The following is a 14302-nucleotide window of genomic DNA, read 5'->3' on the forward strand; positions in this document are numbered from 1 at the left end:
ATCCCGACGAGTGCTCCGAAGACCGGCCCGACCGGCCTCGCCATCGCCGCACTCGTCGTCGGCATCGTCGCGTTCCTCGTCGGCCTCGTGCCGGTCTTCGGAGCACTCGTCGGGATCGCCGCCGTCGTCCTGGGCATCCTCGCCCTCCGCCGCGGTCAGTCGAAGGCGATGTCGATCACCGGCGTCGTCCTCGGCGGTCTGGCCGTCCTCGCCTCGCTCCTGACGACGATCGGCTTCGGAGCCGCCGTGAACTCCGCCTCGAGCGACCGCCCGGCGGCCGTGATCGTCGAGTCGTCCGAGCCCACGACCGCTCCCGTCGTGCCGGCCACGGAGGAGGCGGAGGTCGTCGAGACGGCGGAGCCCGCACCCGTCGAGACGGCGGAGCCCGCACCCGTCGAGACGGCGGAGCCCGCACCCGTCGAGACGGTCGCCCCTGCCCCGGCGCCTGTCGAGACGGCGGCTGCTGCGCAGGTCTCGCCCGAGTTCGCCTCGGCACTCATCAAGGCGCAGAGCTACTCCGAGATGCTCCACATGAGCAAGGCGGGCCTGTACGGCCAGCTCACCTCCGAGTACGGGGAGCAGTTCTCGCCCGAGGCCGCGCAGTACGCGGTGGACACCGTCTCCGCCGACTGGAACGCCAACGCGCTGGCGAAGGCCAAGGACTACCAGGCCCAGATGGCGATGGCGCCGGAGGCCATCCGCGACCAGCTGACCAGCGAGTACGGGGAGCAGTTCACGAGCGACGAGGCCGACTACGCCATCGCGCACCTGAACGACTAGTCCCACTCGGACCGTCGCGGCACTGCGCGGCCACTGAGCAGGTCCTCCCGGAGCGCGCCGCCGTCCGTCGCCCACGACCCGGGCGACGGAGGGCGGCGGACCACCGGAGCCGGTTCAGGCCAGGACGGCGAGGGTGACGGGGAGCGCCTCGCTCCACCTGCCGGTCAGCCGCTCCTCGCCCTCGAGGAACGGCGGCGCGAGGACCCGCGCGAGGACGAGAGTCAGACCGTCGGCCGAGGTCGTGGTGGTCCGTGCGTCGCTGCGGACGAGCACCGTCGACGGCGGCCCGGACGCTCCGGCGCCTGATCCGCTGCCCTGCACCGTCGCGGTCGGCGGGCGGACGATGCGCTGCCCGTCCTCCTCGAAATGCTGCTCGACCTCCCGGGCGCCGGTGCGGATCGCCGTGGCGAAGGCGGCGATCGCGACTGGGTCGCCGGCACCGTCGTAGACCCAGCGACGACCGAGGACGGTGTGCTCGACGGTCGCGAGGAGATGCGCGTCACCGCCGGCGAGAGGCGAGCCGCGGTAGGTCAGCGGCACCTGGAGCGGCGGCTGCCCGGACGACTGGACGATCAGCGTCTCCACTCCCACCTCGCCATCGGGGTCGTCGAACCGGTAGGCGCCGAGCTGCGTGAATCCGCCGCCCTCGCACCAGGGCTGCGTCGGCGCCCATGCCTCCACGATCTCGAGCTTCCCGGGGGTGATCGTCGCACGGTGCAGAAGGGCCATGCACCGAGAGTAGAGCCGGCCGATCCGTCCGGAGGAGTACCCGTCAGCGAGCGGCGCCCGCCGTCGCCGACTCGGGCAGGCTGCTCATGGGGAGGGTGTACTCGCCCTTGAGCGCCGAGATCCAGACGGTGGTCGGGGCGACGGCGGCGAAGTTCGAGTTGAGCAGCGCCATCAGCGTGGTGTGCAGGGAGTGCGCGTCGATGGAGCCGGCGTCGTTCGCGATCGCGATCGCGCCCGTCGCGTCCGAGAGGACCTCGGCGCGGAGCCCGTGCGTCTCGGCCTCGGCGGCCGAGGCGAGGATGCAGTTGTTGGTCATGTAGCCGACGAGGGTGATCGTGTCGACGTCGTGCTCGCGGAGCCAGTCGAGCAGGTCGGTCCCCGCGAAGACCGTGCCGAACTGCTTCGTGACGTTCTTCCACGAGTCCGAGCGGCGCTTCTCGATCTCCGGGTGCAGCGCGAAGGACGGACCCGACGGGTCGAAGATCGGCGCTCCCTCGCCCGCGCTGTGCTGGACGACGGCGATCGGGAGGCCCGCGGCGGCGGCGGAGTCGAGGGCGGCGGCGATCCTCGGCAGCGACTGCGCGTGCGGCGGGTACTGGATCTCGAGCGGACCGCTGAAGTACTCCTGCTGCACGTCGACGAGGATCAGTGCGCGGCGCGGTGTGGTCATGAGGTGCTCCCATCGGTGGCGGACGTCCCCGATCCTCCCGCCCGGGGCTGGGAGCGGCGGTCAGCCACGCGGCCCGCGACCCGGTCGTGGGCGCAGGCCCACACCTCCTCGTGCTCGAGCGGAGTGAGGACGCCGGCGTCGAGCAGCCTGTCGGCCCGCCGCAGCGCGGCCGCGATCGCCGCCTGCTCGGCGACGGCGGGGGAGTCGACGTCCGCGATCACGAGCCGGCGGGCGCAGGCCCGGCGGAGGCGGCGGGTCGAGCGGGCCGAGAGGAGCAGGAGCGACGCGGTCGGCAGGGCGAGCGCGGCCAGCAGGAGGAGCGGCAGCCGGTCGAGCACGAGCGTCCCGACGGCGCCGGCGGCCGTCACGGCAACGACCAGCTGCGGACCGGCCGCGTGCAGGCGGAGGCGCCTCCGCTCCTCGACGGAGGTGCCGGGCGCGAAGACGACGAGCTCGCTCCGGACGACGCCGTACCGGCTCGCGCCGACGGTGTGGCGGCCCCAGCGGGGGCCGGCGTCGAGGAGGCGGAGGAGCAGGTGCACGAGCGCCATCGTCGGCCCGCGACGGCGGGTGGAAGGGCATCCTGACGGAACGCGGACGCGTACCGGGCCGATCCGCACGGTCCGCTCGCGCGACGCTCACGACCCCCTCACGACGCGGGATCGCGCGTCGACGTCCCTCCGCAGCCGATTACCCGTGAGGAAAGCGTGAGGATCCGCTCATTCCGGGCGGGCGCGCTCCTCACGGCGAGTAGAAACATCCAGTGACCTCTTCCGTCGTCCGTGGCGACCCCGACGCCCTCGAACCCTCCCCTCTCTCCTCCGCGCGCGCGGGCGGGGTGAAGGCGTGGCTCCTCGAGGGCCTCCGCGACGACTCCGGAGCGCACCCCGGCCCCCACGCGGCCACCGGCAAGACGCACTCGTGGTGGCGCGTCATGTGCCTCACCGGCGTCGACTACTTCTCCACCCTCGGCTACCAGCCGGCGATCGCGGCGCTCGCCGCGGGCCTGGTCTCGCCGCTCGCGACGATCGTCCTGGTGGTGCTGACGCTCCTCGGCGCGCTCCCCGTCTACCGCCGCGTGGCCCGCGAGAGCTTCCGCGGCGAGGGGTCGATCGCGATGCTCGAGCGCCTGCTGCCCTGGTGGGGCGGCAAGCTCTTCGTGCTCGTGCTGCTGGGGTTCGCGGCCACCGACTTCATGATCACGATCACCCTCTCGGCGGCCGACGCGACGGCGCACGCGGTCGAGAACCCGTTCGCCCCCGCCTGGTTCCACGGGGCGGAGGTGCCGCTCACGCTGGGGCTGATCGCCCTGCTGGGGATCGTGTTCCTGCGCGGGTTCCGCGAGGCCATCTCGATCGCGGTCGTGCTCGTGGCCGTGTTCCTCCTGCTCAACGCGATCGTGATCGCCGTGGCGATCGGGCACGTGGCCGAGAACCCCGTCGTCATCGGCGACTGGTGGTCGGCGCTCACGACCCAGCACGGGAATCCGCTGATCATGGTCGGCATCGCGCTCATCGTGTTCCCCAAGCTCGCGCTCGGGCTCTCCGGCTTCGAGACCGGCGTCGCGGTCATGCCGCAGATCCGCGGCGACGCGGGCGACACCGAGGACGCCCCGGTCGGCCGCATCCGCGGGGCGAAGCGGCTGCTCATCACCGCCGCCGTCACGATGTCGGCGTTCCTCATCACCTCGAGCTTCGTCACCACGCTGCTCATCCCGCAGGCGCAGTTCCAGCCGGGCGGCGAGGCCAACGGCCGCGCGCTGGCCTACCTCGCGCACGAGTACCTCGGCGAGGGCTTCGGCACGGTCTACGACATCGCGACGATCTGCATCCTCTGGTTCGCGGGCGCCTCCGCGCTGGCCGGCCTGCTCAACATCGTCCCGCGCTACCTGCCCCGCTACGGCATGGCTCCGCAGTGGGCCGGCGCTGTCCGTCCGCTCGTGCTGGTCTTCACCGTCGTCGCTTTCGTCATCACGATCCTCTTCCGCGCCGACGTCGACGCGCAGGGCGGCGCCTACGCGACCGGCGTGCTGGTGCTGATCACTTCCGCGTCCGTCGCCGTGTTCCTCTCGGCGAAGCGCAGGAAGCAGCGCAAGCGCGCCGTGGGCTTCGCGGTCATCGCGCTGGTCTTCGTCTACACGACGGTCGTGAACGTGGTCGAGAGGCCCGACGGCGTGCGGATCGCGGCGGTCTTCATCGTCGGCATCCTCGCGGTCTCGCTCGTCTCGCGGGTGCACCGCTCGTTCCAGCTGCGCGCCACCTCCGTGGTGTTCGACGCCGCCGCGATCGACTTCCTCACCACGGACGCCGACGACTACGGCGTGATCCGCATCCTCGCGAACGAGCCCGACGACGGCTCCGAGGCGGAGTACCGGGACAAGCTGGCGGAGGAGCAGCGCGACAGCAACCTGCCGATGCGCGGCCCGGTGCTCTTCCTCGAGGTGCACACCACCGACTCCTCCGACTTCGAGGAGGACCTGGTCGTGCAGGGCCGCGTCTGCCACGGCTTCCGCGTGCTGACGGTGACCAGCGGCAACATCCCGAACACCATCGCCACGGTGCTGCTCGAGATCCGCGACCTCACCGGCGTGATCCCGGACGTCTACTTCGAGTGGACCGAGGGCGGCCCCATCTCGAACATGTTCCGCTTCCTCATCACCGGCACCGGCGAGGTCGCCCCCGTCACCCGCGAGGTCCTCCGCCGCGCGGAGTCCCGCCGCGACCGCCGGCCGGGCGTGCACGTGGGCTGACGCCTGCTGCGCGGCGGGGGCGTGGCGGCGCCGAGGTGCCGCTGCTGCTGCAGGATGCCGCCGAGACGCTGCTCCATCGGCGACACACCGCGGCAGGAGCGGTGCGTCGGCGGAGGAGGCGGTGTCCCGGCGCGCGGCGGCCCCGTAGCGTGGGCGGCGGGCGCCCGTCGGGGCGCCGACACCGACGAACGGACGACGATGACCCTCGAGGACCAGCGCGCGCACATCCTGACCGGCGCCGTGTACGACGACATGACCCCCGAGCTGGTCGCCGCGCGCGAGCGGGCGGTCCTCGCCTCGAACGCGTACAACGCGAGCTTCGGGCGCCCATCGGTCGAGCGGGAGGCTCTGCTCCGCGAGCTCGTCGCCTCGGTGGGCGCGGACACGCACCTCGAGCCGACGTTCCGCTGCGAGTTCGGGTTCAACATCACGATCGGCGACCGCTTCTACGCGAACTTCGACTGCATCCTGCTCGACGGCGCCCCGATCACGATCGGCGACGACGTGCTGTTCGGCCCGCGCGTCTCGATCTACACGTCGAATCACGCCCTCGACCCGGCCGAGCGCGCCGCCGGCGCCTGCACCGCGAAGCCGGTCGTCGTCGGTGACGGCGTCTGGATCGGCGGCGGCGTCACGATCAACCAGGGCGTCACCATCGGCGACGGGGCCGTGATCGGCTCGGGCAGCGTCGTCACCCGCGACGTCCCCCCGCTCACCATCGCCGCCGGCGTCCCCGCCCGCGTCCTCCGCTCGATCACCCCCGACGACCGGACCGGCTACCGCCCGGCCCACTGACGCCGACTCCGAGTCGCCGGCCCGCTGACATCGGCTCCGAGTCGCCGCGCGAGGGACGGCTCCCGGCCTCGCGGCGATCCGGCCTCAGGACTTCACGGTCGACAGAGGCTCGGTGATGCTCTCGAGGCTGCGGCGCTCGGCGTCGACGCCGAAGATCAGGGCGATCACGCCGCCGAGGATCATCACGGCGGCGCCGACGAAGTACCCGATCGTCAGCGGTCCGCGGTCGCTGCCGTCGCCGATCAGGGCGCCGTAGAGGGCGGGGGCGACCGCTCCGGCGATCTGGCCGAGGGTGAAGAAGTACGAGATCGCCTGGCTGCGCAGCTCGAGCGGGAAGATCTCGCTCACGGTGAGGTAGGCGCTCGAGGCTCCCGCGGAGGCGAAGAAGAACGACACGCACCAGAGGATCGTCTGCGTCGTCGCGGTCAGGACGTCCATGCTGAAGAGGACCGCCGAGACGGCCAGGACCGCTCCCGAGACGCCGTAGGTGAGGAAGATCATCTTCCGCCGGCCCCACACGTCGAACAGGTGGCCGAGCACCAGCGGCCCGACGAGGTTGCCGATCGCGAACGGGAAGAAGAAGTACGAGATCGCGCTCTGCTCGACTCCGTAGAAGTTCTCGAGCACCAGCGCGTAGGTGAAGAAGATCGCGTTGTAGAGGAACGACTGGGTGATCATCATCGTCGCGCCCACCAGCGTCCGCTTCGGGTACTGCCGCAGCAGCACCCGGGCGATGGTGCGGAACGGGATGCTCTCCGTCGCCTTCACGGTGATCGCCTTCGCGTCGTCGACAGGCTCGAGCACGCCGCCCTCGGCCTCCACCCGGCGCTCGATCTCGTCGACGGTGCGCTCCGCCTCCTCCTCGCGGCCGTGCGTCATCAGCCAGCGGGGGCTCTCGGGGATGTGGCGGCGGAGGTAGATGATCGCCAGTCCGAGGATCGGGCCGAGGAAGAAGCCGAGGCGCCAGCCGACGTTCTCGGCGAAGAGCGCGTCGTTCAGGAAGAACAGGTTGGCCGCGGAGCCCAGAGCCGCGCCGCCCCAGTAGGTGCCGTTGATCGCGATGTCGACGCGGCCGCGGTACTTGGAGGGGATGAGCTCGTCGATCGCGGAGTTGATCGCCGCGTACTCGCCGCCGATCCCCATGCCCGCGAAGAAGCGGAACACGGCGAGGAAGACGTAGTTCGGCGCGAGTCCCGCCAGGCCGCTGGCGACCAGGTAGATGACGAGCGTCAGGATGAACAGCTTGCGCCGCCCGAGCTTGTCGCTCAGCCGCCCGAAGATCAGGGCGCCCGCGATCTGCCCGCACAGGTAGATCGTGCCGAGCAGGCCGACCTCGAAGGCCGAGAGCCCGAACTCCTTCGCGAAGCCGGCGGAGGCGACGATCTGGATCTCGAGTCCGTCCAGCACCCACGAGAAGCCGAGGCCGACGACGATCGACCAGTGGAAGCGGGTCCAGGGGAGCCTGTCGATGCGGGCGGGCACGAGGCTCCGGACCGGGCCGCGCGGACTGGTGGATGTCGACATGGCGAGCGCCTTCCTGTCGCCCCGGCGTCGTTGCGGAGGAACGCTGTCCCGAGCGCGGCGAGACGACACTAGACCCGCGGGCGGTTCCATATCGCCGGGCTATTCACCCCTTGTCACGGACCGCCGAGCGGGTGTATCCCGGGGATCGGTGCCCACCCGGAGGCGGAGCGCGGCGCGGAGCTCATCCGCCCGGATTCGGAGCGAGGCGCGGTGGACGCGAGCCCGGATCCGTCCCGCGGGGCCTGACACCGCCCGCCTCCTCGGCCTAGCGTGGAGGCATGATCGACGCGACGCCCGCGGGCACCCCCACCTACGTCCTCAGCGAGGGGCCCGTCTGGGATCCGGACACCGCCCGCCTCACCTGGGTCGACATCGAGGCCGGCGCGGTCCTGTCCGCCCCCGTCACCGCGGAGGGGATCGGAGCGATCTCGCGCACCGACGTCGGCGAGCAGGTCGGCGCCGCGCTGCCCCTGGGCGACGGGCGGACGCTCGTCGCGCTGACCCGACGGCTCGCGATCCTGGAGGTCGACGGCTCCCTCTCGCGCGGCTCCGAGCTGCTGCCCGAGGGGCACCGCTTCAACGACGGCACGATCGACCCGCAGGGGCGCCTCCTGGTCGGTTCGCTGACGCTCGGCGAGTCGGCCGGCGACGACGTCCTGCTGCGCATCGAGCACGACGGATCCGTCACCGTGCTCGACGACGACCTGCGGCTCTCGAACGGACTCGGCTTCTCGCCGGACGGCTCCGTGCTGTACTCGGCCGACACCGAGTCGGGCGTGATCCACCGCCGCTCCTACGCGGACGCCGAGCACGGCCCGCGCGAGCCGTTCGTCGAGCTCGAGGAGGGCGTGTTCGCCGACGGGCTGACCGTGGACGCCGACGGCCGCGTGTGGGTCGCGGTCTGGGGCGGGAGCGGCGTCCGCGTGTTCGAGGCCGACGGCAGCCCGGTCGAGGGCGAGGGCATCAGGATCGACGCCCCGCACTCCTCCAGCATCGCCTTCGCGGGGGAGGACCTGGACATCGCGGTCGTCACCTCCGCATCACGCGACCTCTCGGCGGACGAGCGGGCGCGTCATCCGCACGCCGGCGGACTGTGGATCGCGCAGCCCGGAGCCCGCGGCCGCGCCGCCACGCGCTGGGTGGAGGGCCCTCTGCCCTAGGGACGGCCGGTCGCCCGTCAGACGGCGGGCGCCGTCGGCGGGCTCGGCTCCGACGCGGGCTGCGGCACGAGGGTCAGCCGCGAGATGCGGTAGCGGTCCGTCTCGGCCACGCGGAGCAGGTGGTCGCCGACGAGGACGGAGTCGCCCACGACGGCCACACGGCCGATCCGGTCGAGGACGAACCCGCCGACCGTCTCGTACGGGCCCTCGGGCAGCTCGATGCCCAGCTGCTCCGCCAGATCCTCGAGGATCATCCCGCCGTCGACGTCGTGCAGCTGCTCGGCCGCCTTCGCATCGACCGCCTGGCGGGCGCCGTCGTACTCGTCGTAGATCTCGCCGACGAGCTCCTCGAGCAGGTCCTCCAGCGTGATGATGCCGTCGGTTCCCCCGTACTCGTCGATGACGACCGCGATCTGGTGGCCGTCCTGCCGCATGGTGCGCAGGGCCGCGAGCACCTTCGTCGTGCCGGGGACCGCGAGGATCGGGCGGGTGATGTCGGCGACGCTGCTCGCGGTGCCGGCGCGGCCCGCCTCCGGGAACGCGGACATCAGGTCGCGCACGTGGACGAAGCCGAGCACGTCGTCGAAGTCGTCGCCGACCACCGGGTAGCGCGAGTGCGGCTGGTCGAGGACCGCCGCGTAGCCCTCGGCCACGCTGAGCGCGCCGCGGAGGAAGTCGACGTCCGGGCGCGGGCGCATCACCTCGGCGACGCGGCGGTCGTCCGCGCGGAAGATGTCGGTGAGCAGCCGGCGGCTGTCCTCGTGGATCTCGGTGTTGCTGGAGATCATGTCGCGCACCTCGTCGGCCGAGACGCTCTCGCCCTTCTCGCGCGGGTCGGCGCCGAGGAGGCGGACGACGGCGTCGGTCGAGACGGACAGCAGCCAGATCACGGGGCGCATCAGGCGCGCGAGGGCGTTGAGCGGGGGCGCGAGGGCCTTGGTGAACGCGACGGACTTCTGCATCGCCAGGCGCTTGGGGACCAGCTCGCCCAGCACCAGGGAGAGGTACGCGATGACGAGGGTCATCAGGATCAGGGCGACGGTCGAGGCGGCGGAGGCCGAGAGGCCGAGCGACTGCAGCGGCGGCACGAGGTCGGGCGCGATGGTCGAGGCGCCGTACGCCGAGGAGAAGAAGCCGGCGAGCGTGACGCCGATCTGGACCGCGGAGAGGAACGTGTTGGGGTTGCGGACGAGCTCGGCGATGCGCCGGCCGCGCTCGCTGCCGGCCTCGATCGCGCGGACCTGGCTCTCGCGGAGGCTGACGATGGCCATCTCGGTGCCCGCGAAGACGCCTCCGAGGAGGACGAACAGCACGACGAGGCCGATGTTGAGGAGGGTGTCGAGATCCACGCCGACCAGAGTAGGGATGCCGGCCGTGAGAACGCCTCGTGGACTCTCAGGGAGCGGGGTCGGGCGGGATGACGCCCCGCCCGCCCCTCGCTCAGGACGCGTCGGCCGGGCGCACGCCGATCGTGAGGATGAGGTTCGCGTAGATGCGGCGGTCGCCCGAGGCGATGGTGAGCGCGACGTCGGGGGTGCGCGCTTCGGCGTAGAAGGCGTGCCGCTCGAGCGAGGTGAAGGGGACGCCGTCGAGGGACCGGCGGAAGGCGTCCTGCGCGGGGACGTCGATGCCGGGCGCGGGGGTCATGACCGTCGCCTCCTCGACGACGATCGCCGAGAGCAGGGCGTCGAGGATCTCGTCGACGGTCAGCATGTCGGGCCGGAGGTTCAGGTGCACCAGGGCGGAGTTCGGTCCGAGCGTGGTGCCGACGGGGTAGTTGCCGTCGGCGATGAGGACGCGGGAGCCGTGGCCGGCGCGGGCGAGCGCGTGCAGGATCTCGGGGTGGAGGAGGGTCGTGGTCAGCAAGAGGAGCTCCTAGAGGTCGTGGAGGTGGGCGACGGACGAGCCGGCGAGCAGGCGGCCGGGGAGCCTCCGCTCCTGGGGGCCGGGCTGCTCCGCCCCGGAGTCGAGGCGGAGGCGGACGAGGGCGGCGGCCTTGGCGGCGATCGCCTCGGTCGGCTGGGCGATCGTGGTCAGGTGCGGGCGGACCACGCGGGCCAGCTCGACGTTGTCGAAGCCGACGACGGAGAGGTCCGTCGGCACGCGCAGCCCGGAGTCGCCGAGGGCGATCAGGGCGCCGACCGTCAGCTCGCGGTTGCTCGCGAACAGGGCGGTCGGCCGGGGGCTCAGGGCGAGGATCCGCTCGACGGCGGCGATCCCGCTCTCGACCGTCAGCGGGCCGCGCACCACGGCGTCGGCGGCGGGGTGGACGCCGCGCTCGGCCAGGGCGGCGAGGAAGCCGGCCGTCCGCTCCCGGGTGGAGGACACTCCGTCCTCCCCGCCGAGCACCGCGATCGAGCGGTGGCCGTGGTCGAGGAGGTGGCGGGCGGCGGAGGCGCCGGCGCCCGCGTTGTCGAGCGCGACGCGATCGGTGACCAGTGCGTCGTCGATCCAGTCGACGACCACCACGGGGGTGCCCTGCTCGGAGGCGCGGCGCAGCGCGTCGACGTCGCCCGCGGACGGCACCGCCACGATCCCGTCGACCATCTTCTCGAGCAGCAGGTCGACCGCGGCTCCCGGCTCGGGGCGGCTCACACCGACCAGCACGCCGATGCCCTCTCCGCGCAGGGCCCGCTCGAGGCCCGCGATGATCGAGAGGTGGAACTCGTTGTCGAGGGCGGGCAGCAGAACCCCGACCGTGCGGGAGCGCCGCGAGCGCAGGCCGCGCGCGAAGCCGTTGACGCGGAAGCCGACCTCGGCGGCCGCCGCCTCGATCGCTGCCCGGTTCTCAGGACGCACGGAAAGCCCGTTGTAGTGCTTCGAGATGGTCGAGAGCGAGAGGCCGGTCAGCCGCTGCAGGTCCTTGTAGGTGGCCACGTCACAGGGTGGCGCGGGGCGAGCCGTAGCCGCTCCAGCCCGGGATCGTGCCGTCGGCGTCCCACAGGTCGAGCCAGCCGGTGCTGCCGGGCCAGAGGAAGACCTGGCCCTTGATCAGCCGGTTGTTGCGCTCGGCGCCGCGCAGCGCCTCCTGCTCCTCGGCCGTGAGCACCAGGGAGGCGGCGGCCAGGTTCGCCTCGATCTGCTCCGGCTTCACCGCGAACGGGATCGGGATCTGGCCGCGGTTCACCGCCCAGGCGAGGCACACGACGGCCGGATGCACGCCCCGCTCCTCGGCGATCGCCCGCACCGCGGGGTGCTCGATGTCGACGATGTCGCCCTCCACCCGGTCGCGCTCGGGCCGCGACGGCGAGCCCAGCGGCGAGTAGCCGATCGGCTGGATGCGGTGGTCGAGGCAGAAGCGGAAGAGCTCCGGCTGCTGGAAGCAGGGGTGCAGCTCCATCTCGTTCAGCTGCGGGGCGATGCGGACGTCGGCGAGGATCCGCTCGAGCTTGGGGATCGTGACGTTGGAGGTGCCGAGGTGCCGGACGAGGCCCCGGTCGACCAGGCTCTCGAGCGCGCGCCAGGTCTCGAGGAACGCCTCGTGGACGTACGGGCGGGCGTGCGGATCGCGTGCGTCGGTCTCGGCGTGCGGCGGGTGGTGGTTGGGGAAGGGCCAGTGCACGAAGACGGCGTCGAGCACGTCGAGGCCGAGATCGGCGAGCGAGCGCTCGACGGAGGCGACGGCCGCCGCGGGCTCGTGCGCGTCGTTCCAGATCTTCGACATGACGAAGAGCTCGTCGCGGTCGACTCCGGAGTCGGCGATCGCCCGGCCGACGCGCGGCTCGTTGCCGTAGACGGTGGCGCAGTCGAGGAGGCGGAAGCCGGCGCGGAGGGAGTGCTCGACCGCGAGGCCGACGGTCTCGGCGTCGTAGCGGTCGGAGCCGAACGTGCCGGCGCCGATCGCGGGGATGCGGCTGCCGCTCGCGAGGACGCGGTGGCTCGGCGGAGTGGGGGCCATGCGGATCCTCCTGGTGCGGCGGCGGGCGAAACGTTGCGCTTCACGGTAGGCGGGGAAGGTTGGCGGCGTCAACGATGCTGTGGACTTGTGTGCGTAACGTTTCGTGCGGTGGGTGCTTTCGTCCTCCGTTCCTGCCCCGCCTCCCTCGAGAGTCCAGTAGTCGTCGCACTCGAGGTCGACTGCGACGACTCCTGGACTGTCGAGAAGAGCCCCGCCCCTCCGCTCAGACCAGCCGGCGCGACTCCTCCGTGACCACGCGGAACCAGCGCGCGCCGTAGCCGTCGAGGGGCACCGATACGGCGCCGTCCTCGCCGAGCGGGAGCGACTCGCCGCCGAGGGAGTCGACCAGCCGCGCCCCGGCGGGGGTGTCGGGGAGCGTCAGGTGCGCCGTGCGCGGGTTCGACGCCAGGTTGTGCACCGCGACGGTCGTGCCGGTCGACGCGGACATCCGGTGCGCGAGCACGCTCGGCTCGTCGCAGGGGAGGTGCGTGTACTCGCCCCACCCGATCTCCGGCGACCGCCGGTACAGCCAGGCGAGGCCCTTCACGTGGGCCAGGAGGGAGTCCGGATCCTGGAGCTGCGCGGCCGCGTTCACGTGCTCGGGTCCGAAGCCGCCGCCGGGAGGGGCGGCGATCAGGTCGGAGGCGTCGGCACGCGAGAACCCGCCGTTGGCGGCGCTGCTCCACTGCATCGGGGTCCGCACGGCGCTGCGGCCCGGGATGTCGGCGTTCTCGCCCATCCCGATCTCCTCGCCGTAGTAGAGCACCGGGGTCCCGGGCAGCGAGAAGACCAGGCTGTGGACCAGGCGGACGCGGCGCGGGTCGCCGTCGACCATCGGCGGGAGGCGGCGGACGATGCCGCGCCCGTGGATCCGCTGCGACTGCTCCGGAGCGAACGCCGCGAAGACCTCGTCGCGCTCGTCGTCGCTCAGCTGGTCGAGGGTGAGCTCGTCGTGGTTGCGCGCGAAGTTCGCCCACTGGCTGCCGACGGAGATCTCGGGGCGGCTCGCGAGCGCCTCGACGAGCGGCGCCGCCTCCTCCCGGGCCAGCGCGAGGTAGAGGCGCTGGTTGCCGATGAAGTCGAACTGCATCGACAGCTCGTCCGCGTCCTCTCCGCCGAAGAAGCCGAGCTGCTCCTCGCGGGTCACGTTGACCTCGCCCAGCAGCATCGCCTCGCCGGAGCGCCGCGAGACGAAGCGGCGCAGCAGGCGCAGCCACTCGTGCTCGTCGCGTTCGCCGGGCTCGATCAGGTACGGCACCGCGTCGACCCGGAAGCCGTCGACGCCCAGCTGCAGCCAGAACCCGATGAGCTTCGCGATCTCGTCGCGCACGGCCGGGTTCTCGGTGTTGAGGTCGGGCTGGTGCCGGTAGAAGTGGTGCAGGTAGTACTGGCCCGCCTCCTCGTCGCGGAACCAGACGCCGTCCTCCGCGTCCGGGAACACGTTCGCGGGCTGGTCGGCGGGCGGCTCGTCGCGCCAGACGTAGTAGTCGCGGTACGGGCTGTCGCGAGAGGAGCGGGCGGCCTGGAACCAGGGGTGCTGGTCCGAGGTGTGGTTGACGACGAGGTCGACGATCACGCGCATCCCGCGGTCGTGGGCGGTCCGGATCACCTCGACGACGTCGCCGTGATGCCCGAAGCGCTCGTCCACTCCGTAGAAGTCGCTGATGTCGTAGCCGTTGTCGCGGCCGGGGGACCGGTAGAACGGCGCGAGCCAGAGGCAGCTGACGCCCAGCTCGGCCAGATAGTCGATCCGGTGGACGAGGCCCTCGAGGTCGCCGACACCGTCGTCGTCCCAGTCCATGAACGTCTTCACGTCGAGGTTGTAGAAGACGGCGGTGCGCCACCACAGGTCGCTCGTGTCGGTGACCCTCATGCGCGGGGCTCCGGGCGGGAGGAGGCGGAGGGTGCGGGGGTGAGTGGCGCGGGCGCGGTTGTGAGCGTGCGGGTGGCGGCGGTGCGGGTGGCGGCGTGCGGGTGCTCGTGATGCGTCACGGAGG

At 72.3% G+C, this 14302-nt stretch carries 13 protein-coding genes; 4 read left to right on the forward strand and 9 right to left on the reverse strand.

The features are described from left to right. On the forward strand, positions 1-780 hold a 780-nt coding region (locus C5C39_RS16520; protein WP_258075870.1), incomplete at its 5' end, for an Ltp family lipoprotein. A 114-nt stretch (positions 781-894) separates the two neighbouring features. Here C5C39_RS16520 and C5C39_RS16525 read toward each other — a convergent pair. The 3 genes from C5C39_RS16525 to C5C39_RS16535 are packed head-to-tail and all read right to left on the reverse strand — an operon-like array spanning position 895 to position 2721. Then, positions 895-1509, reverse strand: a complete 615-nt coding sequence (locus C5C39_RS16525) for a hypothetical protein (RefSeq protein ID WP_104315744.1) — start codon at positions 1507-1509, stop codon at positions 895-897. Positions 1510-1552: 43 nt separating this feature from the next. Next, on the reverse strand, positions 1553-2179 hold the full coding sequence (locus C5C39_RS16530) for an isochorismatase family protein (protein WP_104233860.1): 627 nt from the start codon (positions 2177-2179) through the stop codon (positions 1553-1555). Then, positions 2176-2721: a DUF6611 family protein gene (locus C5C39_RS16535; protein ID WP_146083969.1), complete on the reverse strand. Its 546-nt coding sequence runs from the start codon at positions 2719-2721 to the stop codon at positions 2176-2178. Before C5C39_RS16535 ends, C5C39_RS16530 begins: the two co-directional genes overlap by 4 nt. Before the next feature lie 221 nt (positions 2722-2942). Between C5C39_RS16535 and C5C39_RS16540 the strand changes: the two genes are divergently transcribed. Together C5C39_RS16540 and C5C39_RS16545 are read left to right on the forward strand one after the other, a co-directional pair. After that, complete coding sequence (locus tag C5C39_RS16540) at positions 2943-4928, forward strand: amino acid permease (protein ID WP_374953523.1); 1986 nt, start codon at positions 2943-2945, stop codon at positions 4926-4928. A 198-nt stretch (positions 4929-5126) separates the two neighbouring features. After that, complete coding sequence (locus C5C39_RS16545; protein WP_104346598.1) at positions 5127-5723, forward strand: sugar O-acetyltransferase; 597 nt, start codon at positions 5127-5129, stop codon at positions 5721-5723. Positions 5724-5807: 84 nt separating this feature from the next. On the opposite strand, the gene C5C39_RS16550 is transcribed toward C5C39_RS16545, so the two are convergent. Then, positions 5808-7247 (reverse strand): MFS transporter, encoded by a 1440-nt coding sequence (locus C5C39_RS16550; protein ID WP_104225083.1) that lies wholly within the window; start codon positions 7245-7247, stop codon positions 5808-5810. A gap of 278 nt (positions 7248-7525) precedes the next feature. Here C5C39_RS16550 and C5C39_RS16555 point away from each other — a divergent pair, with 278 nt between their 5' ends. Next, positions 7526-8407: an SMP-30/gluconolactonase/LRE family protein gene (locus C5C39_RS16555; protein ID WP_104353898.1), complete on the forward strand. Its 882-nt coding sequence runs from the start codon at positions 7526-7528 to the stop codon at positions 8405-8407. A 17-nt stretch (positions 8408-8424) separates the two neighbouring features. Here the strand turns inward: C5C39_RS16555 and C5C39_RS16560 are convergent, their stop codons facing one another. The 5 genes from C5C39_RS16560 to C5C39_RS16580 all read right to left on the reverse strand — a co-directional run bounded on the left by C5C39_RS16560 (position 8425) and on the right by C5C39_RS16580 (position 14178). Continuing rightward, positions 8425-9756 (reverse strand): hemolysin family protein, encoded by a 1332-nt coding sequence (locus tag C5C39_RS16560; RefSeq protein ID WP_104233863.1) that lies wholly within the window; start codon positions 9754-9756, stop codon positions 8425-8427. A 91-nt stretch (positions 9757-9847) separates the two neighbouring features. Next, on the reverse strand, positions 9848-10273 hold the full coding sequence (locus C5C39_RS16565) for an RbsD/FucU family protein (protein ID WP_104225080.1): 426 nt from the start codon (positions 10271-10273) through the stop codon (positions 9848-9850). Positions 10274-10282: 9 nt separating this feature from the next. After that, positions 10283-11284: a LacI family DNA-binding transcriptional regulator gene (locus C5C39_RS16570; protein WP_104353899.1), complete on the reverse strand. Its 1002-nt coding sequence runs from the start codon at positions 11282-11284 to the stop codon at positions 10283-10285. 1 nt (position 11285) lies between these two features. Beyond that, positions 11286-12305: an aldo/keto reductase gene (locus tag C5C39_RS16575; protein WP_104261686.1), complete on the reverse strand. Its 1020-nt coding sequence runs from the start codon at positions 12303-12305 to the stop codon at positions 11286-11288. A gap of 223 nt (positions 12306-12528) precedes the next feature. Then, the gene (locus C5C39_RS16580; protein ID WP_104353900.1) at positions 12529-14178 is read right to left on the reverse strand and encodes an alpha-amylase family protein; all 1650 of its coding nucleotides are present in this window, start codon (positions 14176-14178) and stop codon (positions 12529-12531) included. Positions 14179-14302: the final 124 nt, after the last annotated feature.

Source organism: Rathayibacter sp. AY1F3 (assembly GCF_002931975.1).
Classification (GTDB): domain Bacteria; phylum Actinomycetota; class Actinomycetes; order Actinomycetales; family Microbacteriaceae; genus Rathayibacter.